This is a genomic window from Microbacterium sp. ZOR0019 (genome assembly GCF_000800925.1).
GTDB lineage: Bacteria > Actinomycetota > Actinomycetes > Actinomycetales > Microbacteriaceae > Microbacterium > Microbacterium aurugineum.
On the sequence record NZ_JRKC01000019.1, the window covers coordinates 1 to 25,486 of the forward strand.

General features: G+C 68.0%; 27 protein-coding genes and 1 tRNA gene. 15 read left to right on the top strand and 13 right to left on the bottom strand.

Features of this window, described 5'->3' with window-relative positions:
* Positions 1-192 precede the first annotated feature (192 nt).
* Positions 193-480, top strand: coding sequence for a WXG100 family type VII secretion target (locus L978_RS06285; protein ID WP_047521471.1), 288 nt, complete (start codon positions 193-195; stop codon positions 478-480).
* Positions 481-546: 66 nt separating this feature from the next.
* Here L978_RS06285 and groL read toward each other — a convergent pair whose 3' ends face one another.
* From groL to L978_RS06305, 4 genes are all read right to left on the bottom strand, one after another.
* The gene (gene groL / locus L978_RS06290) at positions 547-2,166 is read right to left on the bottom strand and encodes a chaperonin GroEL (protein ID WP_047521477.1); all 1,620 of its coding nucleotides are present in this window, start codon (positions 2,164-2,166) and stop codon (positions 547-549) included.
* Between the two features lie 124 nt (positions 2,167-2,290).
* A complete protein-coding gene (locus tag L978_RS06295; protein WP_227991732.1) occupies positions 2,291-2,869 on the bottom strand; it encodes a LytR C-terminal domain-containing protein in 579 nt (192 codons plus the stop codon).
* 79 nt (positions 2,870-2,948) lie between these two features.
* Positions 2,949-3,206 (bottom strand): DUF3263 domain-containing protein, encoded by a 258-nt coding sequence (locus L978_RS06300; protein WP_047521479.1) that lies wholly within the window; start codon positions 3,204-3,206, stop codon positions 2,949-2,951.
* A 9-nt stretch (positions 3,207-3,215) separates the two neighbouring features.
* Positions 3,216-4,208: a DUF2332 domain-containing protein gene (locus tag L978_RS06305; RefSeq protein WP_047521484.1), complete on the bottom strand. Its 993-nt coding sequence runs from the start codon at positions 4,206-4,208 to the stop codon at positions 3,216-3,218.
* Positions 4,209-4,279: 71 nt separating this feature from the next.
* Here L978_RS06305 and msrB point away from each other — a divergent pair, with 71 nt between their 5' ends.
* Positions 4,280-4,684, top strand: a complete 405-nt coding sequence (gene msrB, locus L978_RS06310) for a peptide-methionine (R)-S-oxide reductase MsrB (RefSeq protein WP_047521486.1) — start codon at positions 4,280-4,282, stop codon at positions 4,682-4,684.
* Entirely contained in the window at positions 4,681-5,274 is a 594-nt protein-coding gene (locus L978_RS06315; RefSeq protein WP_047521488.1) for a nitroreductase family protein, read from the top strand. Before msrB ends, L978_RS06315 begins: the two co-directional genes overlap by 4 nt.
* Before the next feature lie 4 nt (positions 5,275-5,278).
* Here L978_RS06315 and L978_RS06320 read toward each other — a convergent pair whose 3' ends face one another.
* Positions 5,279-6,190 carry a DMT family transporter gene (locus L978_RS06320; RefSeq protein ID WP_047521586.1) on the bottom strand — a complete coding sequence of 304 codons (912 nt, stop codon included), beginning with the start codon at positions 6,188-6,190 and terminating at the stop codon, positions 5,279-5,281.
* 102 nt (positions 6,191-6,292) lie between these two features.
* Here L978_RS06320 and L978_RS06325 point away from each other — a divergent pair, with 102 nt between their 5' ends.
* The 7 genes from L978_RS06325 (at position 6,293) to L978_RS06355 (ending at position 12,199) form a co-directional block, all read left to right on the top strand.
* A complete protein-coding gene (locus L978_RS06325) occupies positions 6,293-6,925 on the top strand; it encodes an SOS response-associated peptidase family protein (RefSeq protein WP_047521490.1) in 633 nt (210 codons plus the stop codon).
* A 79-nt stretch (positions 6,926-7,004) separates the two neighbouring features.
* Positions 7,005-7,976: a metalloregulator ArsR/SmtB family transcription factor gene (locus L978_RS06330; RefSeq protein ID WP_047521493.1), complete on the top strand. Its 972-nt coding sequence runs from the start codon at positions 7,005-7,007 to the stop codon at positions 7,974-7,976.
* Between the two features lie 24 nt (positions 7,977-8,000).
* Positions 8,001-8,411: an arsenate reductase ArsC gene (locus L978_RS06335; protein ID WP_047521495.1), complete on the top strand. Its 411-nt coding sequence runs from the start codon at positions 8,001-8,003 to the stop codon at positions 8,409-8,411.
* A 105-nt stretch (positions 8,412-8,516) separates the two neighbouring features.
* Positions 8,517-9,428, top strand: coding sequence for an ABC transporter ATP-binding protein (locus tag L978_RS06340; protein WP_047521497.1), 912 nt, complete (start codon positions 8,517-8,519; stop codon positions 9,426-9,428).
* The gene (locus L978_RS06345; RefSeq protein WP_047521499.1) at positions 9,425-10,240 is read left to right on the top strand and encodes an integral membrane transport protein; all 816 of its coding nucleotides are present in this window, start codon (positions 9,425-9,427) and stop codon (positions 10,238-10,240) included. The genes L978_RS06340 and L978_RS06345 overlap by 4 nt, the downstream gene beginning before the upstream one ends.
* Before the next feature lie 10 nt (positions 10,241-10,250).
* A complete protein-coding gene (locus L978_RS06350; protein ID WP_047521500.1) occupies positions 10,251-11,525 on the top strand; it encodes a sensor histidine kinase in 1,275 nt (424 codons plus the stop codon).
* Entirely contained in the window at positions 11,522-12,199 is a 678-nt protein-coding gene (locus L978_RS06355; RefSeq protein ID WP_047521502.1) for a response regulator transcription factor, read from the top strand. Before L978_RS06350 ends, L978_RS06355 begins: the two co-directional genes overlap by 4 nt.
* A gap of 10 nt (positions 12,200-12,209) precedes the next feature.
* On the opposite strand, the gene L978_RS06360 is transcribed toward L978_RS06355, so the two are convergent.
* A complete protein-coding gene (locus L978_RS06360) occupies positions 12,210-13,163 on the bottom strand; it encodes an aldo/keto reductase (protein WP_047521587.1) in 954 nt (317 codons plus the stop codon).
* Positions 13,144-14,022 carry a polyphosphate kinase 2 gene (gene ppk2, locus L978_RS06365; RefSeq protein WP_081996942.1) on the bottom strand — a complete coding sequence of 293 codons (879 nt, stop codon included), beginning with the start codon at positions 14,020-14,022 and terminating at the stop codon, positions 13,144-13,146. Before ppk2 ends, L978_RS06360 begins: the two co-directional genes overlap by 20 nt.
* A 224-nt stretch (positions 14,023-14,246) precedes the next feature.
* Here ppk2 and L978_RS06370 point away from each other — a divergent pair, with 224 nt between their 5' ends.
* From L978_RS06370 to L978_RS06380, 3 genes are all read left to right on the top strand, one after another.
* Positions 14,247-14,561, top strand: a complete 315-nt coding sequence (locus L978_RS06370) for a DUF7882 family protein (protein WP_047521504.1) — start codon at positions 14,247-14,249, stop codon at positions 14,559-14,561.
* Positions 14,562-14,565: 4 nt separating this feature from the next.
* A complete protein-coding gene (locus tag L978_RS06375; RefSeq protein WP_047521506.1) occupies positions 14,566-15,189 on the top strand; it encodes a hypothetical protein in 624 nt (207 codons plus the stop codon).
* Between the two features lie 85 nt (positions 15,190-15,274).
* On the top strand, positions 15,275-15,904 hold the full coding sequence (locus L978_RS06380) for a hypothetical protein (RefSeq protein ID WP_047521508.1): 630 nt from the start codon (positions 15,275-15,277) through the stop codon (positions 15,902-15,904).
* 42 nt (positions 15,905-15,946) lie between these two features.
* On the opposite strand, the gene L978_RS06385 is transcribed toward L978_RS06380, so the two are convergent.
* The 3 genes from L978_RS06385 to L978_RS06395 all read right to left on the bottom strand — a co-directional run bounded on the left by L978_RS06385 (position 15,947) and on the right by L978_RS06395 (position 19,497).
* Positions 15,947-18,184 carry an arylsulfatase gene (locus L978_RS06385; RefSeq protein ID WP_156118240.1) on the bottom strand — a complete coding sequence of 746 codons (2,238 nt, stop codon included), beginning with the start codon at positions 18,182-18,184 and terminating at the stop codon, positions 15,947-15,949.
* A gap of 261 nt (positions 18,185-18,445) precedes the next feature.
* Positions 18,446-18,518, bottom strand: a tRNA-Thr gene (locus L978_RS06390).
* A 40-nt stretch (positions 18,519-18,558) separates the two neighbouring features.
* Positions 18,559-19,497 (bottom strand): DsbA family protein, encoded by a 939-nt coding sequence (locus tag L978_RS06395; protein WP_047521510.1) that lies wholly within the window; start codon positions 19,495-19,497, stop codon positions 18,559-18,561.
* Positions 19,498-19,730: 233 nt separating this feature from the next.
* Between L978_RS06395 and L978_RS06400 the strand changes: the two genes are divergently transcribed.
* Both L978_RS06400 and L978_RS06405 read left to right on the top strand, forming a co-directional pair.
* Positions 19,731-20,834, top strand: a complete 1,104-nt coding sequence (locus L978_RS06400; protein ID WP_047521512.1) for an ABC transporter ATP-binding protein — start codon at positions 19,731-19,733, stop codon at positions 20,832-20,834.
* Positions 20,835-20,924: 90 nt separating this feature from the next.
* Positions 20,925-22,229, top strand: a complete 1,305-nt coding sequence (locus tag L978_RS06405; protein WP_047521514.1) for a DUF4032 domain-containing protein — start codon at positions 20,925-20,927, stop codon at positions 22,227-22,229.
* A gap of 171 nt (positions 22,230-22,400) precedes the next feature.
* Here the strand turns inward: L978_RS06405 and L978_RS06410 are convergent, their stop codons facing one another.
* From L978_RS06410 to cysS, 3 genes are read right to left on the bottom strand one after another with little or no spacing between them, the layout of a single operon-like run.
* Entirely contained in the window at positions 22,401-23,042 is a 642-nt protein-coding gene (locus L978_RS06410; protein ID WP_047521517.1) for an NAD(P)-dependent oxidoreductase, read from the bottom strand.
* Between the two features lie 24 nt (positions 23,043-23,066).
* Positions 23,067-24,080 (bottom strand): 23S rRNA (guanosine(2251)-2'-O)-methyltransferase RlmB, encoded by a 1,014-nt coding sequence (rlmB, locus tag L978_RS06415; RefSeq protein WP_047521519.1) that lies wholly within the window; start codon positions 24,078-24,080, stop codon positions 23,067-23,069.
* Positions 24,073-25,479, bottom strand: coding sequence for a cysteine--tRNA ligase (cysS, locus tag L978_RS06420; RefSeq protein WP_047521521.1), 1,407 nt, complete (start codon positions 25,477-25,479; stop codon positions 24,073-24,075). Before cysS ends, rlmB begins: the two co-directional genes overlap by 8 nt.
* Positions 25,480-25,486 lie beyond the last annotated feature (7 nt).

A 25,486-nucleotide genomic window follows, 5' to 3' on the forward strand; every position in this document is an offset into this window, starting at 1 on the left:
CAGCCGTTGGATCGGCTCGACCTCCCCTGACCCGCAGCCGCCACGGACGAGGGGACGATCCGTGACGCCGAGAGTTCTGCACGGCTCACGGGATCGATCGGCTTCCCCCAGGTGCCGAGTCCTCCCGTGACGGACGTGATTCTCGGTGCCGCCTCGCACCTAGCGTCGGAGCTCCAACGAGAAGGAGTTCCCATGTCTGTCTTCACCGTCGACACCGAAGCCGTCCACGCTGCGCACGGCGCCGTCAGGGCCACCATCGAGCGCCTGCAGAGCGAATCGGCGACTCTCATGGCGCAGCTCCGTCAGCTGCAGACATCCTGGGTCGGAAGCGCCTCCAACGCATTCCAGGGCTGTGCAGAGCAGTGGCAGGGAGCCCAGCTGCATGTGGAGCAGGCCCTCGACTCGATCGGCACCTCGCTCGGATCGGCCGCCTCCCAGTACGCCGATGCCGACCAGTACTCGGCGAGCCTGTTCCGCTGAGACTGGTTCCCGAGAATGCAGAACGCCCCCGGCCGAAGCCGGGGGCGTTCTGTCAGGAAGGATGGATCAGAAGTCCATGCCACCCGACGGGTCAGCCATCGGAGCAGCTGCCTTCTCGGGCTTGTCGGCCACGACGACCTCGGTCGTGAGGAACAGAGCCGCGATCGATGCCGCGTTCTGCAGCGCCGAGCGGGTGACCTTGGCCGGGTCGATGATGCCGGCGCCGAACATGTCGACGTACTCGCCCGTCGCCGCGTTCAGACCCTGGCCCGCGGGGAGCTCAGCGACCTTGTTGGCGACGACACCGGCCTCGAGACCGGCGTTCAGCGCGATCTGCTTCAGCGGAGCCTGGATGGCGACGCGGACGATGTTCGCGCCGGTCGACTCGTCGCCCGTGAGCGAGAGGGCGTCGAGCGCCTTCGTGCCGGACTGGATCAGCGCGACGCCACCACCAGGGACGATGCCCTCCTCGACGGCCGCCTTCGCGTTGCGGACGGCGTCTTCGATGCGGTGCTTGCGCTCCTTGAGCTCGACCTCGGTCGCTGCACCCGCCTTGATGACGGCGACGCCACCGGCGAGCTTGGCCAGGCGCTCCTGGAGCTTCTCACGGTCGTAGTCGCTGTCGGTGTTCTCGATCTCGCGACGGATCTGCGTGACGCGACCCTCGATCTGGTCGGCCTCGCCGGCACCCTCGACGATCGTGGTCTCGTCCTTGGTGACGATGACCTTGCGCGCACGGCCCAGCAGGTCGAGCGTGGCGTTCTCCAGCTTGAGGCCGACCTCTTCGGTGATGACCTGACCACCGGTGAGGATCGCGATGTCCTGCAGCTGCGCCTTGCGACGGTCGCCGAAGCCGGGAGCCTTGACGGCGACCGACTTGAAGATGCCCTTGAGCTTGTTCAGCACGAGCGTCGCGAGAGCCTCGCCCTCGACGTCCTCGGCGATGATGACGAGCTCCTTGCCGTCCTGGATCACCTTGTCGACGATGGGCAGGAGGTCCTTGATGTTGGAGACCTTCTGGTTCGCGATGAGGATGTACGGGTCCTCGAAGACAGCCTCCTGGCGCTCCGGGTCCGTGACGAAGTACGGGTTCAGGTAGCCCTTGTCGAAGCGCATACCCTCGGTGAGCTCGAGCTCGGTGCCGAACGTCTGCGACTCCTCGACGGTGACGACGCCTTCCTTGCCGACCTTGTCGATCGCCTCGGCGATGAGCTCGCCGATCGCGGGGTCCGCAGCGGAGATGGAAGCCGTGGCCGCGATCTGCTCCTTCGAGTCGATCTCCTTGGCGGTCGAGAGCAGCTCCTCGGTGATCGCTGCGACGGCCTTCTCGATGCCGCGCTTGAGCGAGATGGGGTCGGCGCCGGCCGCGACGTTGCGCAGACCTTCACGGACCAGAGCCTGAGCGAGGACCGTGGCGGTGGTGGTGCCGTCACCCGCGACGTCGTCGGTCTTCTTGGCGACCTCCTTGACGAGCTCCGCGCCGATCTTCTCGTACGGGTCGTCCAGCTCGATCTCCTTGGCGATGGAGACACCGTCGTTCGTGATCGTGGGGGCGCCCCACTTCTTCTCGAGGACGACGTTGCGACCGCGCGGGCCGAGGGTCACCTTGACCGCGTCGGCGAGGATGTTCAGGCCGCGCTCGAGGCCGCGGCGGGCCTCCTCATCGAAAGCAATGATCTTTGCCATGAGTTTTTTCGTCCCTCCTGGACGTAGACGTTGGGTTTAGCACTCAGAGTGAGAGAGTGCTAACGCCATTCTGGCACTCGACACCTTCGAGTGCAAGCCGCCGGGCGCGGGTCACCTCCGGAGGTCAGGAGGCGGGCTCGTCGGCGGGCGTCTCCGGCGCGGAGGGCGATCGATCGAGACCGATCACCACGGTGAACTGCTTCTCCCCGTCTTCGGTCTGACCGGAGTAGTAGTCGCTCTGCTGGACCTGTGCGCCACCGAGGAGGTTGGCCAATCCGATCGCGGCCTCCTCATCCTCTTCGTTGACGTAGAAGACGGTCGTCTCGGCGAAATCCTGGCTGGAGCTGTCGCCGGCGAAGACGTCGTCGGCCGCCCAGCCGTTGTTGATCAGGGTGTCGCGCATCTGCGTGTCGAGGCCCTCGTCCGGCGTCCCGTTCAGGACCATCACGGAGATGGTCGGGTCGACGATCCCCGTGTCGACCGGCGACGGGACCACGGACGGCGCGGCCTCGGGAAACAGCGAGACCCGCCCCATCACGACGAGCGAGCCGAAGATGCCGGCGATGATGAGGATGAGCGCGGCGACGAAAGACCACAGCAGCACGACCCAGCCGTTCATGCCGGGCGCTTCGGCGCGGTGCGCTCCCACGCGTCCGGAGGAACGGGGAACGTCATCGAAACGATCGCGGGAGGGCTTTGACACCCCTCGATGCTAGCGGCAGGTTCCTGTCAATCGGTTCTGCGGCGAGGCGACGACGCCCCCACGATTCGGGCAGGACCGCTCAGCCGACGAAACCGGGGGTGCGTGCGCGACGCCGTGCCGCTCGCGAATCGCGGAGGCGACGGAGCCTGCGCACCAGCATCGGGTCGTATTCCAGCGCGACCTCCGAATCGATCAGACGTCCGAGGAGCTGGTAGTAGCGCGCGGCGCTCATCCCCAGCTGCGTGCGGATGACCTCTTCTTTCGCCCCGTCATGTCGGGGCCAGGTCCCTTCCAGGGCGAGGATCGCGCGATCGCGCTCCGTGAGGTCTCCGATCATGGGTACAGGTTAGGGCGCGTTCGCAGGCAGAGCCGCTCGCCACTCCCACCAGCGCCCGAGCGGATCCGCGGCGGCGCGCACTCGACCGTCCAGCGCGACCACGAAACCCGGCCAGTCGTCTGCATCGACCGGCGGCTCCCAGACGTCGAGCACACCCGGCGGATCGATCGTGATCCAGCGCGCGTCCAGGCCGTCGATGGTCGCGACGAGCGCGTTCCGGGACGCCCGCGGGATGTGCACGAGCACCCCCGGCGTCGTGATGACGAGGGTGGCGTCGTGCGGGGCGGACGCGGCGAGCGCCTCGATGGACGCCAGCGCATCTCCGGCGACGAGCCTCGGAGGATCGACCGCGACGATGTCGAGGGCAGCGGCGATGCGCTCATCGCGTCCCGTCTCGCCCGGCCACACGAGCCCACGCAACCAGCGACGGTCGCGCTCATCCGCCGCGTCGAGCGGAGCCAAGTCGATTCCGGCACGCCAGATCACCTCCGGCATACGCAGGGGCGGCAGAGGCCCGGACGCCCGGGTCTCCAACACGACCGACGACGGCCCGTCCACCGGATCCAGTGCGACACGCAGCTCCCCGTCCTCCCCGGCGACCCGGTACGAGTATCGATCCGGGTAGAGGCAGAGTCCGGCCGCAGCGCCGACCTCGAGCAGTGCCAGCGGGCCGGGTATCTCGGAGAGCACGGGAAGGAGAGCCGCGAGCCGGAGCGGCTCGTTTGTCTGCAGCGACCGCCGCGCGCACTCGGCGACGATCTCGTCCGCATGCTCCAGAACGAAATCACGCCATTGCGGGTATCCGGCCAGCGGTGCGCCGAGGAGCCGCGTGACGGCGAACACCAGCGGAGGCTGCCTCCTCGTCTCCGGGATGCGACGGAGGACCGCCGCCACCGCATCGTCGTCCGCCACTCCGCTCGCCCATTCGACATAGAGGGCACTACGACCCGGCGCCTCGTCACGAGCGAAGCGCACATACCGCTCCTGGACAGCATCCGTCATCCGTCCATTCTGACGCGAAGCACCCGAGTGGCCGTTGCAGGAGGGAGAATGGAGGCGACTCAGGAGGACACATGTCGTACAGCGTGGACAAGACCGAAGACGAATGGCGCGAGGAGCTCGGCGATGAGCGATACGCCGTACTGAGGAAGGCCGCCACCGAGCGCGCGTGGACGGGTGAACTTCTCGACGAGGAACGCGCGGGCCTCTACACCTGCGGTGCCTGCAACGCCGAGCTGTTCAAGAGCGGGACCAAATTCGACTCCGGCTGCGGGTGGCCGAGCTTCTACGAGTCGATCCGTCCCGACGCGGTGGAGCTCCTCGAGGACGACAGCCTGGGCATGGTGCGCACCGAAGTCCGCTGCGCCAACTGCGGCTCGCACCTCGGCCACGTCTTCCCCGACGGGTTCGGCACGCCGACCGGCGACCGCTACTGCATGAACTCGATCGCGATGAACTTCACCCCCGACGCCTCGTGAGCGCCCTGGACGCCGTTCGCGCGCGTCAATCCTGGTCGAAGGTCGAGGACACGGCCCCGGGCCGCGAGGAGTTGCTGACCTTCGTGGCCGCAGCCGGTCGCGTCGCCGATCATTCTTCGCTGCGCCCCTGGCGGCTCATCGAGCTACGCGGCACGGACCGCGAAGCGCTCGGCGCTGCGATCGCGAAAGCCCAGGGGGACTCCTCTCCTTCCACCAAGCCGCTGCGCGCTCCCCTGCTGATCGCCGTCGTCGCGAGCTACCGCAAGAGCGAGAAGGTGCCGCGCTGGGAGCAGGAGGCCGTCGCCTCCGGCGTCGCGCACATGCTGAGCCTGCTGCTCGATGAGGCCGGCTGGGGCGTGATCTGGCGGACGGGTCACTACACCCGCGCCAAGGCGGTGGCGAAGGTGCATGGTCTCGGTAAGGACGAAGAACTTCTGGGCTGGCTCTACGTGGGCGGCAAGCCGGAGGGGAAGAAAGCGGGACGCCGCAAGATGGTCGATGCGCGGAAGCTGCTCACACGCATGCCCGCGCCGGGCTCGGCCTCCCCGAAGAAGTCGAGCAAGAAGAAGAAGGCCGAGAAGAAGAAGTAGCGCTTCAGCGGCGCCAAAGGCGCGGGACCGCGACGAGTACCGATGCGACCGCGACGGTGACCATCGCGATGACCTGCCAGAGGGCGGGCCCTGCCGCAGCCGGCCAGATCAGGTCGATCGCGACCGAGGTCAGAAGCTGCCCGAGCACGGACCCCAGCCCCATCAGGAGCACTCCGGTGTGCCCGACGATGAACGCCCCGAGGAGGATGTAGCCGGCGCCGAGGAACCCGCCCAGATACAGCCACGGCTCGGTGGGGAGGGCATCGGGCATCCCCCGGAACGCGATGCTCGCTCCGGCCGCGAGCATCAGTACGACCGTTCCCGTGATGAAACTCATCAGAGTCGCCGCGAGCGGCGAGCGCACGCGCTGGGCGAGGCGTCCGTTGGTGGCCGCCTGCCATGCGATGCCGACGCCCGCGGCGAACGGCAGCAGCAGCATCCACAGCGGAGCGGCCGCGAGCACGTCCCCGGACAGGGAGATTCCGACGGCGGCGAGCGCGAGCACCCCACCGGCGACGCGTCCCGGCGTGACCGCCACGACACCGGCCGGCCCGAAGCCGATCCGATCGAGCACGAGTCCGTGCAGTGTCTGGCCCGCGACGACGCCGACGCTGAACAGGGAGACCCCCAGCACGCCGGCCGTCAGCCCCTGCGTCGAAACCGTGAGCGCTCCGCACGCGCCGCCCAGCAGCATCCAGAACGGGATGGTGTTCTCACGGATCCCGCGCCACAGACGCCCGACACCACGACGGGCGGACGGGATGCAGGAGATCACCGCGACGAGAGCCAGCAGGCCCACCGAGAACGAGAGGAGACCGGCGACGATGCCGTCGTCGACGCGCACCCCCAGTACACCGTTGATCCGCGCCTGGACGGCTGTCATGACCCCGATCGCGACGGCCCCGCCGAGTGCCAGAGGAGCGGGGAGGCGGGGTTCTGACACCCGTCGACCCTACCCGAGCACGCATGCGCTCCCGAACGCCTGCGCGATGTCGGAGCTCGGGTCTACTCTGGCGGCATGTGCGCGAGCTATGGTCTCGATCCCCGGTTCACTGACGACGCCTATCGGGATGCCCTCGATGCCGACGTCCTCGAAGGGCTCCGCTCGTGGGCAGCGGGCAACGACGGCGAGATTCTGCGCCCCACGGGAAAGAACCTGCGCAACCTGAACCCGATCATCACCGACCCCTCCACTGTGCAACTCGCCTGGTGGGGGTATCTGGTCAACGGCGCGCCCGCGAGCTTCGCGTCGATCAACACCCGATCGGAACGACTCGCCACTGCCAAGGGGGCACTCCCCGATCGCGCGATCGTGCCGGTCTCGTTCTGGCGAGAGATGGCCAAGCCGTCCCGCATCTGGCACCACTTCACCGCACCCGATGACGGTCTCCTCGGGCTGGCAGCGGTCACTCGGCCCGGACGCACCGCCGACGGTGTCGACTACACCTGCTACAGCATCGTGATGCAACCCGCTGCGGGGCATCTGGCGCACATCCACGACCGGATGCCCTTGCTCATCAATCCGGGTTTCGCCGAAGAATGGCTCACGACGCCGAACGCACCCGGGGAGTTGATCAACGCGGCCGTCGCGGCTGCCGCTCCGATCAATGACCGGATCCGTGTGGAACCGGCCGACCGACGATCCTCGTGATCTGACCGCCACGGTGACGAACAGGTGAACTCTTCCGGCACCGGTTGCGCATGATATCGACAGGCGTCAATATAGACACATGTCGATTCAAGAGGGCCCCGTCGCCACTCACGCCATCGGGCTGGAAGCAGCCTCTTCCGTTGCCGCGACGTTGAAGGCTCTGTCGGATCCGCTGCGGCTGCGGATGCTGTCGGCCATCGCGTCCGACCCGCGCGGGGAGTCGTGTGTCTGCGATCTCGCCGAGCTCGCCGAGGTCTCGCAACCGACGGTTTCCCACCACCTCAAGGTGCTCAAGGACGTCGATGTCCTCACCTCCGAGCGGCGAGGAACCTGGGTCTGGTATCGGATCACCCCGAACCGCCGCAGCGCGGTCACCGCTCTGCTGGAGTCGTTCGCGCCCGCGACGCTCGCACCGGGGGGTGTCACCGGCGACCACGATCACCCGCGACCGGACTTCGACGCCCGCGTGACCCGTCTCGCGGACGAGCTCGCGGCGGAAATCCCCGACCTCGACCCCGACGTGGTGCTCACCATCGTCCGAGAGTCGTACACCGCGCTCGCGCGCACCGCCAGGGTCACTTCCTCCCTCGTTCCTCTGACCGAGCGCTTCGCGCGTCAGCGACTCGCGGACCTCACTCGTGACCGCGATGCGTCCGTCCCCCAGGTGCTCTTCGTCTGCGTCGCCAACGCCGGACGCTCGCAGCTCGCCGCCGCGCTCGTCAACACGCTCGCCGCCGGCAAGGTCGTCGCACGCTCGGCAGGATCCGCTCCCGCGGACATCATCCACCCGCACGTCCGCTCGATCCTCGCCGAGATCGAAGGCGACCGGGCTGCCGAGCGCTACCCGAAGCCGCTCACCGACGACGCCGTTCGCGCGGCCGACATCGTCATCACGATGGGCTGCGGCGACGTCTGCCCGATCATCCCCGGCGTGCGCTACGACGACTGGGCCGTCGGTGATCCCGCCCTCGCGTCGCGGGAGGGCGTCGAAGCCATCCGCGACGACATCGCCGCCCGCGTGCGCGCGCTCGTCGACGACCTTCTCTCTTGACCACCCCTCGCACCAGGAGCAACCATGACTGACACGACCACCGCCAAGCCCTCCGTCCTCTTCGTCTGCGTGCACAACGCCGGACGCTCGCAGATGGCCGCCGGGTTCCTCCGCGACATCGCCGGCGACCGCATCGAGGTCCGATCGGCCGGCTCCATGCCGGCACAGCAGATCAACCCGATCGCCGTCGAGGCCATGAGCGAGCTCGGCATCGACATCACCGCTGAGCAGCCCAAGGTACTGACGACCGAGGCCGTACAGGCGTCCGACGTCGTGATCACGATGGGGTGCGGCGACGCCTGCCCGTTCTTCCCCGGCAAGCGCTACGAGGACTGGAAGCTCGACGACCCGGCGGGCCAGGGCATCGATGCTGTCCGTCCGATCCGCGACGACATCCGCGCGCGCATCGAGCAGCTGGTGAACGAACTGGTCTAGGCGAGGCCCGAGCCCGGGATGTCCTCCGCGGGGAGGACGTCCGGAACAGAAGACGGTACCTGGGGCGGATGCGGAGTCCGGAGGATGCTCCGTAGCGTGGATGACATGATCACAGCAGAAGGCCTCACGAAGAGGTTCGGAGACAAGACCGCCGTCGACGACGTGTCGTTCACCGTCAAGCCGGGCAGCGTCACCGGGTTCCTCGGACCGAACGGCGCGGGCAAGTCCACCACCATGCGGATGATCGTCGGGCTGGATCGCCCGACCTCCGGCCGCGCCGCCGTCGCCGGTCGTGAGTACCGCAAGTTGCGCGCTCCCCTCACCGAGGTCGGCGTGCTGCTCGACGCGAAGGCCGTGCACACCGGGCGCACCGCGCGCAATCACCTTCGCGCGATGGCGGCGACCCACGGCATCCCTTCCTCGCGGGTGGACGAGGTGATCGACCTCGCGGGTATCGGCTCCGTCGCCCGTAAGCGGGCGGGCAAGTTCTCCCTCGGGATGGGACAGCGCCTCGGCATCGCCTCGGCGCTGCTCGGCGACCCGCACACGCTGATCCTCGACGAGCCCGTCAACGGCCTCGACCCGGAGGGTGTCCGCTGGGTGCGCCAGTTCGTCCGGCATGCGGCTTCCGAAGGGCGCACCGTGCTGCTCTCGAGTCACTTGATGAGCGAGATGGCGCAGACGGCGGATCACGTCATCGTCATGGGTCGCGGTCGGGTGCTCGCGGATGCGGCCCTGGCCGACCTCGTGCGTTCCTGGACCAGGAACACCGTGCGGGTTCGCACGCCCCGACCGGCTGACCTGGCCGCGGCCGTGGGCGGCCCGGATGTGGAGATCGTGAGCTCCGCTCCTGATCTGCTCGACATCGTGGGACTGCCCGCCGCACGCATCGGCGACCTGGCCGCCGATCGTGGCATCCCGCTACACGAACTCACCCCCACCACCGGTTCGCTCGAAGACGCGTACCTCGCCCTCACCGGCGACTCCGTCGAGTACCGCACCAAGGAGATCTCATGACCACGACACAGGCACCCGCTCCCACGCGGCCGCGCGTCGACACCGGTCGACGCCTGACGTTCGTGCGCGCACTGCGCGGCGAGTGGATCAAGCTCGCCACCCTGCGCTCCACCTGGTGGTCCATCGGGATCGCCGCAGCTCTCACCATCGGGATCGCCGTGCTCATCGCACAGGCGGTCGACATGCCGGGCTTCGAGCCGATCCAGGCCGTCATCATGCCGATCCAGTTCACCATGTTGCTCGCCGGCATCATCGGCGCGATCTCGGTCACCGGGGAGTACTCCACCGGCATGATCCGCTCGACCCTGACGGCCAACCCGATCCGCGGATCCGTGCTGGCGGCGAAGTCGATCGTGCTCGCCGTGTTCCTGTTCCTGTCGTCGCTGATCATCTTCGCCCTCGCGGCCGCCGCGGTCTCTCTCGTCGTGGCACCGCGTGACCAGAGCATCGATTGGTCAGACCCATCGATGTCGCTGCTCCCGATCGTCGTGGCCTCGCTCTCGATGGCGGTCTTCGCCCTGATCGGTGTGTCGTTCGGATTCATCCTGCGCTCCGGCGCGGGTGCGATCGCCGCGACCGTCGGTGTGCTGTTCGTACTGCCGATCGTGGCGAGCTTCTTCACCTTCGCCGGCGAGACCTGGGCATGGCTCGTCGATGCCGCGAACTACCTCCCGGTGGCAGCCGCGCAGAGCGCCATCCTGCCCAGTGATGGCGCCCCGCTCGATACTCCTGTGGCCTTCCTGACGCTGGCCTGCTGGGTCGCCGGCGGCGCCCTCGTGGCCTGGGCGGTTCTGCGCACCCGCGACGCGTAGAGTCGGGTCCGTGAGGAGAACGCGAAGCCGCAGCGACTCGGTCCGTGAGGACGAGGAGCTGCGGCTTCCGCGTGCGCCCGGGCTCTTCCGGCGCTTCTGGGCGCGGCACCCGGTGCTCGCCGATGTGCTGCTCGCGCTTCTCTGCCTCCTCCTCTCGCTCGTCCCCGCCGGGCGACTCCTGGACGATTCGATCCCCGAGGCGACCGCCATCGCGATCAACATCGCCACGCTGTCGATGGTGGTCCTCGCCTGCAGTACCCTGCTCTGGCGGCGCCGGGCGCCGCTGGCCCCCTTCGTCGCGTCGGTGGTCCTGGGCACCGTGGGCCTGTTCACGGGGCTGTCCGGCGGGCTGATCCTTCTGCTCGTCGCCTGCTACGGTCTGGCGGTCTACCGCTCCTCCCGCGCGGCCTGGACCTGGTACGGAATCGGCGCCGCGTGGTTCGTCGGCCTCACCACTCTGCTCATGCTCTCGGGCGGAGTCGTGCTCCAGAGCGGGCTCGACACCGCCCTCAGCTACATCGTGCTCGGCTTGATCGGCACGCTCATCGGCGTCAACGTCGGAGGACGCAAGCGCTACCTCTCCGCCGTCATCGATCGCTCCCGACAGCTCCTCGTCGAACGCGACCAGCAGGCCAAGTTGGCGGCCGCCTCCGAGCGCGCACGCATCGCACGCGAGATGCATGACATCGTGTCGCATTCGCTGACCGTGATCGTGGCGCTCTCCGAGGGCGGCGCGGCGACGTCGGACCGCGAGCAGGCGCGCAAGGCCGCGCTCTCGACGGCGGACACCGCTCGTGCCGCGCTCACCGAGATGCGGTCGATGTTGGGCGTCCTGCGTGGCGACGATTCACCGCTGCCTCTCGCGCCGCTGCAGCCGGTACCGCCCCGGGACACCGTCGAAGCCGCGCAACGCGCCGGCTTTCCGGCCACGCTCACCGTGGTGGGGCAGCCCGATGTCTCCCCCGCGGTCGCACACGCGATCGGTCGCATCGTCCAGGAGGGCGTGACCAACGCGATGCGCCATGCACCGACCGCGTCGGCGATCACCGTACGCCTGGACTATGGACCGGACACGGCGACGATCGAGATCGTGAACGACGGCGTCACGGGCGAGGTCGGAACCGCCGGTTTCGGTGTCCGCGGACTGTCCGAACGTGCGGCCCACGTGCACGGCACGCTGCAATCGGGGCCGGCCGGTGAAGGACAGTGGGTGCTGCAGGCTGTGCTACCGACAGGGGGAAGCGCTCCCGGCGCCGGGAGCGAGTCGATGGAGGGCGACAGATGACAGACGCGATCAGAGTGCTCCTGGTGGACGATCAGGAGCTCATCCGAGTCGGGTTCCGCATGGTTCTCGAAGCCGAGGGCGACATCGTCGTGGTCGGTGAGGCCGCCGACGGGAGAGCCGCGATCATGCAGAGCAGGAGCCTCGCCCCCGACCTCGTGCTGATGGACATCCGCATGCCGGAACTGGATGGCATCGCGGCCACCGAGACGATCGTGCGCGAACATCCGCAGACGAAAGTGCTCGTGCTGACCACCTTCGACCTCGACGAATACGCCTTCGGCGCCATCCGCGCGGGCGCGAGCGGCTTCCTGCTGAAGGATGCGCAGCGACAGGAGATGATCTCCGCGGTGCGCGCCGTGCACCGCGGAGATGCCGCCCTCTCACCGCGCGTCACACGGATGCTGCTCGAGCACGTGACGCCGCACCTGGGACCCTCCGCGGCCCCGGCGCCCGACGCGGCGGAGAGCGCCGCGCTCGCCTCCTTGACCGAACGAGAACGCGATGTGTTCCTGGCGATCGGACGCGGCCTCACCAATGCCGAGATCGCTCAGACGCTCTACGTGGGAGAGTCCACCGTGAAGACGCATGTCGGCCGGGTGCTGACCAAGCTCGCCGCCCGCGACCGCATCCACGCGGTGATCCTGGCCCATCGGCTCGGCCTCGTCGGCGACTAGCCGCCTCACATCACGCCTGGGCGGGACTCCACTCCGAGACCTGATCGAGCACGGCCACCTCTTCCGGGGAGAGTTCGAGGCGTGCTCCCGCGAGCAGGGCGGGCACCTGCTCGACCGAGCGGGCGCTGGCGATCGGTGCGACGACGGTGGGCTGCGCACGCAACCAGGCGAGCGAGGTCGCCGCGATCGACGCGCCGTGGGCGTCGCCGATCTCCTCCAGCGCGTCGATGATCCGCAGGCCGGCCTCGGTGGCGTACTTCGCGGCGCCCTGTGCGCGCGGAGAGGCCTGGCCCGCGGCATCCGTCGAACGGTATTTGCCGGTGAGGAACCCGCTCGCGAGAGAGTAGTACGGGACGAGCCCGAGCCCGAACTCCTCGGCGACCGGGATGATCGTCTCCTCGACCTCGTTGCGGTGCACGAGGTTGTAGTGCGGCTGTACGGCGACCGGCACGGCCGCTCCGGTGCGCCGGGCGATCTCGATCCATTCCCGGATCCGATCGGCCGAGTAGTTCGAGACGGCGACATGCCGCACCAGGCCATCCGCGACGAGCTGGCCGAACGCGGCGACGGTCTCCTCCAGCGGGACGGTCTCGTCATCGAAGTGCGCGTAATACAGATCGAGTTCGTCGACGCCCAGGCGCATCAGCGATGCCTCGGCCGCCTTGCGGATGTTGCCCGCGGACAGCCCTCGGAACTGCGGGTGCTGGCTGACCTTGGTCGCGACGACGATGCCGGCGGGCTTGCGGGAGGCCAACCATTCGCCGACGATGGTCTCGCTCTCCCCGCCCTCGTTGCCCGCCACCCAGGAGCTGTAGGAGTCGGCGGTGTCGATGAAGTCGCCGCCCCCGTCCACGAAGGCGTCGAGCACCGCGAAGGAGGTGTCGCGGTCGGCCGTCCAGCCGAACACATTGCCGCCGAGCGAGAGCGGGAGCACGTCAAGATCACTACTGCCGATACGAGTCATGTCGGTCATAACCGCCCGCGGTGCCTTGCGCATTCCCGCTCGCCTCCTCCTCCTCGAGCCGGACCTGCGACGGGCGCCCGACGAGACGCGGATCGGGAGCATGAGCGATCAGGGGGTCCTTGCCGGGGTAGTCGAATCGGGCGAGAACGCATCTCATGGCTTCGAGCCGCGCTCGCTTCTTGTCGTCCGAGGCGATGACGATCCACGGGGCGGCCGATGTGTCGGTGTGGATGAACATCGCCTCCTCTGCCGCCGTGTAGTCCGCCCACCGATCGACGCCGGCGAGATCCGTCGGACTCAGCTTCCACTGTGTGACCGGATCCGCGCTGCGTCGCTGGAACCGCCGCCTCTGCTCCGCCTCACCGACCGAGAACCAGAGCTTGACGAGACGGATGCCCGATCCCACGAGCATCCGCTCGAACGAGGGAGCCGTCTGCAGGAACTCCTCGTAGTCGGCGGACGAGCAGTAGCCCATCACCCGCTCGACCCCGGCACGGTTGTACCAGGAGCGGTCCATCAGCACGATCTCGCCGCCGGACGGCAGGTGTGCGACATAGCGCTGGAAGTACCACTGGGTGCGCTCGGCATCCGTGGGCTTGTCGAGAGCGACGACCCGCGTCCCGCGCGGATTGAGGTGTTCCATGAAGCGCGTGATCGCGCCTCCCTTGCCTGCCGCATCCCGCCCTTCGAACAGGACGAGCACACGTTCGGAAGCGCTCTTGACATGGCATTGGAGTTTGAGGAGTTCGATCTGGAGCAGTCGCTTCTCGCGTTCGTATGCCGCCGCAGAGAGCTTCTCGGTGGGCGGGTAGCCGTGCCGCCCCTCCGTCGCGACCGTGGCCACGTCCGATGCACTCATGAGGTACGTCCCTTCCGACCGGCCGACCCGAGCGCACCGCGCCTCACCGCGGCGCAGGTGGCCGGACCGGGGAGGCGGCCACCTGCGCCGTCTCCCCCGGTACGACTCCATCGGGCACCGGAGGATCGGCGTGGGTAACATATCACCCACTAAGGTGATATGTCAGGATACGAGATCACACCGCAGAATCGGCGAAAGGCGCGAATCGCGACTATCGTGCGGGGATGGGAACGATCCAGTACGGCAACGGCGAAGAGATCCACATCGAAGACCGCGCGCTCGCCCATCTGAAGGTGGTCATCGCGACCAAGCTCCGCCGCAACGAGAGCTTCACCCTGTCCTGGCGTCATCCCGATGGCGAACCCGCCGGACGCTCGACGATCTGGCTGCACCCCTCCATTCCGCTGCGTTTCACCTTCGAGGCACCCGAGGCACCGCAGCTGAATCCGACCTGGATCCAGAACCTGATGCACTCCGCGAGCTCGACGGGCGGAATCAGCCTCGTCGACGAGGTGCTCGACGTGCCGCAAGAGGCGTGACACCGTGGCACCGCGCGAAGAGCACGTCGACGGCCGCCCCATGGGGAACCCCGCGACCCGGGAGCGACATGGCGAGGTGAGACGGCGCTCGCTCCTGGCTGGTGCGGCATGGTCGGTTCCCGTGATCGCTGCGGCTGTCGCGACACCGCTCGCCGCCGCATCGGCGGGTGCGCGTGGGCGGTTCGTGATCGAGTCGATGTTGGGCGGCACCTGGATCGATCCCGAGTACTACGGGGCATCGATCCAGCTGCGCAACGACGACACACAGGCCGTCTCGCTGCCTGTCGAGCCGATCACCAGCGGCGTCGTCGTGGTGACGTTCGCCTCGATCGATGTCGGCGCCGTAGCACCCGCCATCATCGCGAACGCCGGCGGCGGCAGCCCCGTGGTGGGTGCACTGCCGGCGACCGACCCGACGTGGACGGCCGGAGGCGCGGTCGACAACGGCGACGGCACGGCGTCCTACACACTCGTCTTGGCAGGGTCGGTGCCCGGTCAGGGCGTGACCCACGTCAGCTTCGGCATCCTGGGCTCGAGCCCGCTGCATTCAGGCATCACCGTGGAGGTCCGAGCCACAGGCGACCCGACGGACGGGACGACGAGCTCTCGCACGGTGACCCTGTTCTGAGTGCCATCGGATGAGTGTGCCGCCGGTCACCCCGTCCGGGTGAGAAGAACGGCAGCACCCACGTCGAGGGCCGCAGAATCGGCTCATGCACAGAGGCGCCTCGGATGAGCCCACCCCCACGACACGTGTTCTGGACATCGTCACGGTCGTCCTGCTCTCGGTGACCGCGGTCGTGACGGCGTGGTGCGGCTTCGAGGCCTCGAAGTGGGGCGGCGAGATGTCCATCGCGTTCAGCCAGGCCTCCAGCGCTCGCGTTCAAGCGGCTTCCGCCCAGTCCACGGCCCAAGCCGCGCGCCAGTACGACCTCACGCTGTACACGGAATGGGTTCTCGCGGAAGCCGACGGGCGGGACGATCTGGTGAGCTTCGTCGAGGAACGCTTCACCGAGGAGTTCGCGGTGGCTTTCGACGCGTGGACCGCGGACGGGCGCGCCGCGCGCGGGCCGTTCGTGATGGAGGAATACGTGCCGCCCGGCACACAGGAAGCCGAGCAGTTGAGCGCGCGAGCGGATGCGAAGTTCGACGAAGCGCTCACCAACAATCAGCGCGGCGACAACTACTCCCTGCTCACCGTGCTGTTCGCGCTCGTCCTGTTCTTCGCCGCGATCTCTCAGCACCAGGCGGTCCCCTGGCGACGCCGGGTGTTCCTCGGCCTGAGCGGCGTCATCGTGCTGTGCGGACTGGCTCTGTTGGTCACGTTCCCGATCAAGATCTGACCCGGGAGGACGCCACCCCGACCAGAACCCCCGCCGCCGCCATCAGAGATAGGCGATGTGCACGTCGTCGATGAGGCCGTCGAAAGGAAACGGCATCCGATCCGCATACCGACGTGAGACGGGGCCGCCGTATGCACGCCCGATATCGAGGCAGTCGTTCGCACTGAACAGCAATGGCGCGCTGACCGGCACCACCCCGGACGCCACCTCGACGCCGTCGGCCCGGAGCACGACCTTCAGCGGACCGCCTGGTCGACGTTCCACGTAGTCCGTCACCACTTCGATCACCGACTCCCCTGGGGCGAGAGGCGACTCTGTCGCGATGGTGGTCCGTTGGATGAGGAAGAGGTTGTACTCATAGGTGAGGACACCGTCATCGAGGAAGCACGTCAGCCCGCCTCCCGAGCCCCCGAGCTTGTACAGAACCCCGTTTGCCCGCTCCGGAAGGGTGACGCCCAACCGGACCACGTTCGGCTTGTTACCGAGAGCGGGAGCGCAGAACTCCGGAATGCGGAACGTGTCGCCCGTGAAACTCCACTCCGTGTACGGCGGCGCGATGCGCTGTTCCGGATGGAGGGCGACGACCCACAGTCCGCCGCCGACGGGCAGCACCTTGTTCTTGGCCGCTTCCATGGCGAAGAGTTCTTTGAGCTGTGCGAGCTTCTCCGGGTGCTCCGACGCCACGTCGTGGGCCTGGCTCCAGTCGTGCTCGAGATCGTAGAGCTCCCACTGGTCCTCATCCGGGGTCCAGGTCCGGATACCCGCAGGCAGGCCTTGCACCCAGGGCAGACGCGGTCCGATCGCGGAGGCCATCCACCCATCCGAGTAGATGGATCTGCTCCCCATGATCTCGAAGTACTGCGTGTGCCGGCGTCCTTCCGCCTCCGCATCGGCGAGCGAGTACGCGAAGCTGACGCCGTCGAGGGGCTCCTGGGGGATCCCGTTCACCACGTCGGGTTCGCTGATTCCGAGGATGTCGTAGATCGTCGGCACGACGTCGATGACGTGGTGGAACTGAGTACGCGGAGTCGCATCGGGCTGGAGCCGCGCGGGCCACTTCACGATGAGCGGGTTCCGAGTGCCCCCGAGGTGCGAGGCCAGAAGCTTCATCCCTTGGTAGGGAGTGGAACCCGCCCAGGCCCAGCCTGCGTGATACTGGTTGTCGGTCGCGGGCGTGCCGATCGCGTCCAGTCCTCCGAGCTCTTCGAGTGCGGCGATGTGATCGGAGACGTTGCTCGGGATGCCGTTCTGCGCGAGCAGCTCACTGATGGTGCCGTTCTGCCCCTCGCCGGACGAGCCGTTGTCGCCCCACAGGTAGAGGACGATGGTGTTCTCTCCGTAGCCGAGTCGTTCCACCTCGTCGATGACCCTGCCCGCCTGCACGTCGACGTGCTCGGCGAAACCGGCCGCGACCTCCATCAGACGACGTTGGAATGGCTTCTCGTCATCGGGAATGTCATCCCATGCGGCCATTTCGGGATGGCGGGGAGTGAGCTCGGCATCGGCGGGGATCCACCCTGCGCTCTTGGCCCGTTGATGGACGCGCTCACGGTACGCATCCCACCCGTCGTCGAACTTGCCCTTGTACTTGTCGGCCCAGTCCTTGGTGACGTGATGGGGACCGTGGATCGCTCCGCTCGCCCAATACATCAGGAACGGCTTCTCGGGCGCGAGCGCCTTGTGCGCGCGGAGCCAGCCGATGGCATCATCGGCGATGTCCTCGCTCAGGTGATATCCCTCCTCCGGCGTCTTCGGCGGCAGCACGACCGTCGTGTTGCGCACCAAGTTCGGTTCATACTGCGACGCCTCCCCCGCGAGGAAGCCATAGAAGTACTCGAACCCGTATCCGGTGGGCCACCTGTCGAAAGGACCGGCAGCGGTGGTCTCCTCCGCGGGAGTGTTGTGCCATTTCCCCCACGCCGCGGTGGAGTAGCCGTAGTTGCGCAGCACCTCCGCGACGGTCGCCGTGCTCTTGGGAATGTGGCCGGAGTAGCCGTCCCAGTCGTTCGCCAGCTCGGCGATCTGGCCGTTCCCGACCCGATGGTGGTTTCGCCCTGTCAACAACGCCGCTCTCGTGGGCGAGCACATCGCCGTCGTGTGGAACCTGTTGTAGCCGACTCCCTCGTCACGCAGCCGGTCGAAAGTCGGCGTGCTCACCTCGCCGCCGAGCGACGTCGGCAATGCGGGGCCTGCATCATCGATCAGAACGATCAGGATGTTCGGCGCATCCGAGGGAAGATGCGACTCGACAGGCTTCGGGGAATACGTCGATTCCTGCATGATGCGCCCCGCGACGCTTCCCGATGGCGGCGGCGGAAAGGGCAGCACCCTCGCGGGCGGCAACGGTGCCGAACGAATCGGCCGAACTCCTTCGGATCCAGCAACCATCGACTTCTCCGAACTCCCGCCAGAGACGAAGGTCGGATCGATCCGAGCACCGCGCACTGGATGGCGCTCAAAGTAGCGCATCGCCCCCTCGTCGACAAGACCTCGTCGCGTCGACGAGGGGCCTCCCATCGGGGCTTTTCACTGCGTGTGCTGAGCCGACTACGGGACTCGAACCCGTAACCCCCGTATTACAAGTACGGTGCGCTACCAATTGCGCCAAGTCGGCGGATGCCATCAGCTTAGCGATGGCATCGACCCCCTCCGAATCAGGGGGCGGGCGTGGAGGTCGGTGTCGGGGTCGGCGTTTCGCGCGACGCGTCACTGGCGACGCTGAGGACGAACTGCGAGAACTCGGCGGGATCGTCCATGGCGCCGACGTAGGCCTCGCCGTTCGCCACGATCATCGGGGTCGCGGTCAGCACCAGGTTATCGGAACCGGCGAGCGGGCCGTCCAGCGCCCGGGTCGTGGCTTCCTTGGCCCAGCTGACGAAGTCGCCGTCCTCGATGCACGAGCGGACGGCCTTGCCGTTGTCGACGCCGACCGCGAGAGCGAGATTCGCGAGGTCTTCGTCGGAGAGACCATCGCTGCCGACCTCGGGCTGATCGTCGAGCAGCTCGTGGTTGAACGCGTAGAACTGCTCGGGCGAATGCGTGGCGACGCACGCCGCAGCCGCAGCCGAACGCAGCGAGAACTTGGTGCCGTTCGAGCTCGCGGTGAGCAGGGCCACCGGGTGGTAGCTGACGGTGACCGCGCCTTCCTTGATCCATCCGGCGAGCTGGCGGGCGTTGGCACGCTCGAACATTCCGGCGTCGGGCGACAGGTAGTCGACGTAGACGTGGATGTCGACCTTCTCGGACGCCGTCGGCTCCGGCGTCGGAGATTCGGAAGCGCCCGCGTCGCTCGGCTCGGGCGTGGGGGTCGTGGGTACCGCAGCGGATCCGGCGAAGGCCTCGACGTCGGTGACGACGACGCCGTCCGATTCCATGCCGGTCGGCGTGAGTCGCGGCTTGGACACCTGCGATGACACCGCCAGCGTCACCGCCGTGCCGATCGCGCCCACCGCGACCAGCGCCACGGCGCCGATGATGATCCGTCGCATGAGGCGCGCCCGCGACTGCTGGGCGTGCACTCTCTGGGCCTTCTCCCGCACGACCTCGCGGGAATTGCGTGGCGTGGGGACGTTCGGCGTTTCGTCGCTCGACATCGTTCCTCTTGTAAGTCTCCAGGGGGGTCCGGGTTGGCCCCGACCGCCGCTCGGCGACGATCGCCGCAGCGCGCGGCCGAGTTCGATGCTAGCGATTCAGGCTGAGAAATACCCAGGTACCCCGGTTCATGCCATACTGATTCCGACCCAGAGTCGGGTCACGGCGGGTTCACTCCGCCGCTTCATCACTACGGATCGTCCGGCACGTACCTGCCGGTGAAGGAGAAACAACGATGGCATCTGTGACTTTCGACGAGGCCACCCGCCTGTACCCCGGCGGAACCCGTCCCGCTGTCGACAAGCTGAACCTCGAGGTCGGTGACGGCGAGTTCCTCGTCCTCGTCGGTCCTTCCGGGTGTGGTAAGTCGACCTCCCTCCGCATGCTGGCCGGCCTCGAAGAGGTCAACGCCGGCCGCATCCTCATCGGCGACCGCGACGTGACCGACGTCCCGCCGAAGGACCGCGACATCGCGATGGTCTTCCAGAACTACGCGCTCTACCCGCACATGACGGTCGCCGAGAACATGGGCTTCGCCCTGAAGATCGCGGGCGTCGGCAAGGAAGAGCGCGCGGCCCGCGTGCTCGAAGCCGCCAAGCTGCTCGACCTCGAGCCCTACCTGACCCGCAAGCCGAAGGCCCTCTCGGGTGGTCAGCGTCAGCGTGTCGCCATGGGACGCGCCATCGTGCGTCAGCCCCAGGTGTTCCTCATGGACGAGCCGCTGTCGAACCTCGACGCCAAGCTCCGCGTGCAGACGCGTACGCAGATCGCCTCGCTGCAGCGCCGTCTCGGTGTCACCACGGTCTACGTCACCCACGACCAGACCGAGGCCCTGACCATGGGCGACCGCATCGCGGTCCTCAAGGATGGCCTCCTCCAGCAGGTGGGCTCCCCGCGCGACCTGTACGAGAAGCCGAACAACGTCTTCGTGGCCGGCTTCATCGGTTCGCCCGCGATGAACCTGTTCGCTGCCGACCTCGCCGACGGCGGCATCCGCTTCGGCTCGGAGATCGTCCCGCTCGATCGCGACACGGTCGGCCGCGCCAACGGCAGCCAGGTCACGGTCGGCGTGCGCCCCGAGGACATCACGGTCGGACCGGCCGACGGCAAGGGTCTTCCCGTCGTCGTCGACCTGGTCGAAGAGCTCGGCGCCGACGGCTACCTCTACGGCCACACCGAGATCAACGGCAAGCGCAGCGACATCGTCGCCCGTGTCGACGGCCGCAACCACCCGAACGCCGGCGAGACGGTCACGCTCGCGGCGAACCCGGGCCACGTGCACGCGTTCGACATCGAGTCCGGCGACCGCCTGAACGACAAGCCGGTCGTCTCCGTCTGATCGGATCCACAGACGCGGCGCAGGCTGACTTCGGTCGCCTGCGCCGCGTCTCTTTCTGTCTCCGTCGTCACCCCGCGTTCAGGGAGCACCATGCACGATTCACTGCGGATCACCGCGAGCAAGATCGATCCGGGTCTCCTGGCCCTCCCTTGGTCCACGACGCTCGCGAAGTGGCCCTCGGAGTACATCGTGTCGCTTCCGAAGGGTCTTTCCCGCCATCTCGTGCGCTTCGCCGACCTCTCCGGCCGCGTGATCGCGGTGAAGGAGACCACGGCCGAGATGGCCCAACGCGAATACGACATGCTGGGCAACCTCGCTCGGCTCGATGTCCCCTGCGTCGACCGCGTCGCCGTGATCGCCGGACGTACGGACGCCGACGGGGAGCCGTTGCCGGCAGCCCTCGTGACAGCGCATCTGCGCTTCTCCATGCCCTATCGCGCGCTGTTCACTCGCGTCCTCCGTCCGGATACGGCCACCCGGCTCGTGGACGCCTTGGCACTCCTCCTGGTGCGCCTGCACAACGTCGGCTTCTACTGGGGCGATGTCTCCCTGTCGAACACGCTGTTCCGTCGCGACGCCGGAGCCTTCGCGGCGTATCTGGTCGACGCCGAGACCGGGGAACTGCACGAGGAGGGGCTGACCGACGGCCAACGTGCCTACGACCTCGACCTCGCCCGCACGAACATCGCCGGGGAGATCATGGACCTCGCCGCCGGGGGCCGCCTGGAGCACGGTGTGGACGCCATCGCGATCGCCGACGGCATCGTGTCCTCGTATCGGTCCCTGTGGGCGGAGCTGACCGCCCAGGAGTCGTTCTCTGCCGCGGAGACGTGGCGCATCACGGAACGCGTCGAGCGTCTCAACGCTCTGGGCTTCGACATCGACGAGATGTCCATGTCGACGACGGCGGATGGCACGGTCGTCGAGATCCAGCCGAAGGTGGTGGACGCCGGTCACCACCAGCGCCGCCTGATCCGCCTGACGGGGCTCGACGTCGAAGAGAACCAGGCCCGGCGCCTGCTCAACGACCTGGACGAGTTCCGCGCCCGTTCGACGAAGCAGTGGTCCGACGAGGAGATGTACGCGCACGAGTGGCTCACGCGGGTCTTCGAGCCCGTCGTCCGCGCGATCCCGTACGAACTGCGCGCCAAACTCGAGCCCGCGGAGGTGTTCCACCAGGTACTGGAGCACCGGTGGTACCTGTCACAGGCGCAGGGACGTTCCGTGCCCCTCGCGGAAGTCCTGACGAGCTACATCAACGAGGTACTGCGCCACCGCCGTGACGAGGCCACCATCATGGGTCCACCCACCGAGACGATGAGCCTGCCCGTCATCACCGGGGTGACTCCCGTCACCGACGACGACGAGGACATCGACTGGCGGGACCTGGTCTGAGCGGCGGGACCTGGTCTGAGCGCCGAAACCCCTCTTCATCGTCGATACCCCCGGTGGACGGCGCCGGAGCCCGGGGGTTTCGACACGGCAGGGGGGCGTCGACCGCCCGAGACGCGGTTGCGCCGGTACGCGTGGTCGCGCCGGTAGGCGCGGTTGCGCCGGTACGCGCGGTCAGTAGCCGACCGTGAAGCGCTCGCGGTGGTGATTCCCCTGCTCGATCTCGTCGACCACGGCCATCGCGAAGTCCGCACCGGAGATGAACGACTTCCCCTCGGCATCGCGGACGATCACGTCACCGCCGTCGCGGTAGTGTCCGGTGCGCTGACCCTCGGCCCAGGGACCGAAGACCTCTGCGGGGTGGATGAAGAACCAGTCGAGATCGTCGTCCGTGCTCTCCAGGAGCGCGAGGGAATCGATGCCGACCTGCGCTTCGTGCTTGTACTCCTCGGGGAAGTCCTGATCGAACAGACGCGGTCCGCCCGGAGCGACGAGGCTGCCACCTGCTCCTCCGACCACACCGAGACGCGTCGGCGTACCGGCGAGCTGAGAGAGGACATTGGTCAACGCCTCCAACGCCCGATCGGCCATGTCCCCGCGCGGTGAGAGCGCCGAGACGACGGCGTCCGCACCGACGAAGGCGTCCGCGAGCGACGCCGGCTCCAGCGCGGAGCCCTGCACGTAGGCTGCGCCCGCCACCGGATCAGCCGCCTCCGAGCGCGAGATCGCGATCACGGCATGTCCTCGACTCACCGCCTCGGCGACGATATGACGACCGGCGTACCCGGTTCCTCCGAGGACGATGATGCGAGCCATGGTGAACCTCTCTCTGGACGTGCGCTAGGACTGCTTCGCGGCGCGGACCGTCGCCACCTGATACAGCGCGACCGACGTCGCGATACCGGCGTTCAGCGACTCCGTCGCGGCGGAGATCGGGATCGAGACGATCTGGTCGCACGTCTCGGTGACGAGCCGCGACAGCCCCTTGCCCTCCGAACCCACGACGATCACCACGGGACGATCGGCGAGCTGCAGGTCGGGAAGCGACACATCGCCGCCGCCGTCGAGTCCGAGCACGAACACGCCCTGCTTCTTGAACTCCTTGAGCTGCGTCGTGAGGTTCGTCGCGAGTGCCACCGGGATCCTCGCAGCGGCGCCCGCACTGGTCTTCCAGGCCGCGGAGTTCACCCCGGCGGAACGGCGCTGCGGCAGGATGATGCCGTGACCGCCGAAAGCGGCAGCGGATCGGATGATCGCTCCGAGGTTGCGGGGATCGGTGACACCGTCCAGCGCCACGAACAGCGGCACCTCGCCCTGGTCGATGACCTTCTCGAGGAGGTCCTGCGGGTGGGCGTACTCGTACGGGGGCACCTTGACCGCGACGCCCTGGTGCACGCCGTCGAAGCCGGCCATGCGGTCGAGCTCCTGCCGGGTGACCTCCATCACGGGGATTCCGCGATGGGTCGCGATCGACAGCATCTCCTTGACGCGGTCGTCCATCTCCACGCGCTGCGCGATGTAGAAGGCCGTCGCGGGGATCTTCGCCCGCAGCGCCTCGAGCACCGAGTTACGCCCGGTGACCGTCTCGGTGTCGGTGGTGTTGTCCTTCGCCCTGGCGGAGCGGTTGGGATTGCCGCCCGAGGTCTGGCGCTGTCCGCCGGGCTTGCCCTTGCCCCCGGAGGCCGCATAACGCTCGGCTGCTGCCTTGCGCTTGCCCGCGGGGTGCCAGGCGCGGTCCTCCGCCTTCGGGGTCGGACCGCGGCCCTCGAGTGCCTTGCGCCCGAGTCCGCCCGTGCCCTTGGTCGGGCCCTTCTTCTTACCGTTGCTCGCGCCGGGGCGCTGTGGCTTAGCCATCGATACTCCAATGAGTTCCGGCCGGAGTGTCCTCCAGCGTGATTCCTGCGGCGGCGATCGCGTCTCGGATGCGATCCGCCGCCGCCCAGTCCTTGTCAGCGCGAGCCTGCGCGCGCTGGGTGATCATCGTCTGGACGAGGGCGTCCAGAGTGCGGTGCTCGGCGAGGTCTGCCCCACCGGACGGGAGTTCGTCGAATCCGAGGAGGCGGACCATCGCGTCCACCTGGACGAAAGCGGTCCAGGCCTCCTCCTTCGACCCGGCGTCGAGTGCCGAGTTGCCGCGGCGCACGGTGTCGTGCAGTACGGCCAGCGCCTGAGGGACCCCCAGGTCGTCGTCCATCGCGTCCGCGAACGCATCCGGAACAACCGCATCGCCCTCAGCGTCATCCGTCATGCCGGGAACGGCGCGGCGGACGCGAGCGGCGAAGGTGTCGATGCGCGCCAACGCGGCCTCGGCCTCCGCCCAGGACGATTCGCTGAGGTCGAGGCTCGATCGGTAGTGCGCGGCGGCGAGCGCATAGCGCACCACCCGAGGGTCATGCGCCGACAGCACGTCCGCCGCCAAGGTGAAGTTACCCAGCGACTTGGACATCTTCTGCCCGGCCACGGTCACGAGACCGTTGTGCACCCAGTAGCGGGCGAAACCGTCGCCCGCTGCCGTCGACTGGGCGAGCTCGTTCTCGTGATGAGGGAATCGCAGGTCGAGCCCGCCGCCGTGGATGTCGAACTCCGCGCCGAGGTAGCGCTTCGCCATGGCGGAGCACTCGATGTGCCACCCAGGACGACCGGCGCCCCACGGCGAGGCCCACGTCGCGTCCGCCGGTTCCTCCGGCTTGCTGCCTTTCCAGAGCGCGAAGTCCTGCGGGTTCCGCTTGCCTCGGGGGTCGGCGTCCTCCACGGGCTCCATGGCGTCGATGGACTGATGCGTGAGGGAGCCGTACTCCGACCAGGAGCGCACGTCGAAGTACACGTCTCCCGAGTCGTCGGGGGCGGGGTAGGCGTGTCCGCGGGTGATCAGACCAGCGATCAGTTCCTGCATCTGAGGAACGGATGCCGTGGCGCGAGGCTCGTAGGTCGGAGGAAGGATGCCGACACCGGCATACGCGGCCGTGAACTCCTGCTCCATGCGGTAGGCCAGTGCCCACCAGGGCTCCGCATCCGTCGCATTGGCGAGCACCTTGTCGTCGATGTCGGTGACGTTGCGCACGAAGGTGACCCGACCATAGCGGTGGGCCAACCAGCGACGCAGCAGATCGAAGCTCAGGGCCGCTCGGACGTGCCCGATGTGGGGTCCGGATTGCACCGTGGGTCCGCACACGTACATCGTGATGTTCTCGGGATCGAGAGGCACGAAGTCGCGCAACACCGCAGCGCGGGTGTCGTAGAGGCGGAGAGTCACCGCTCAA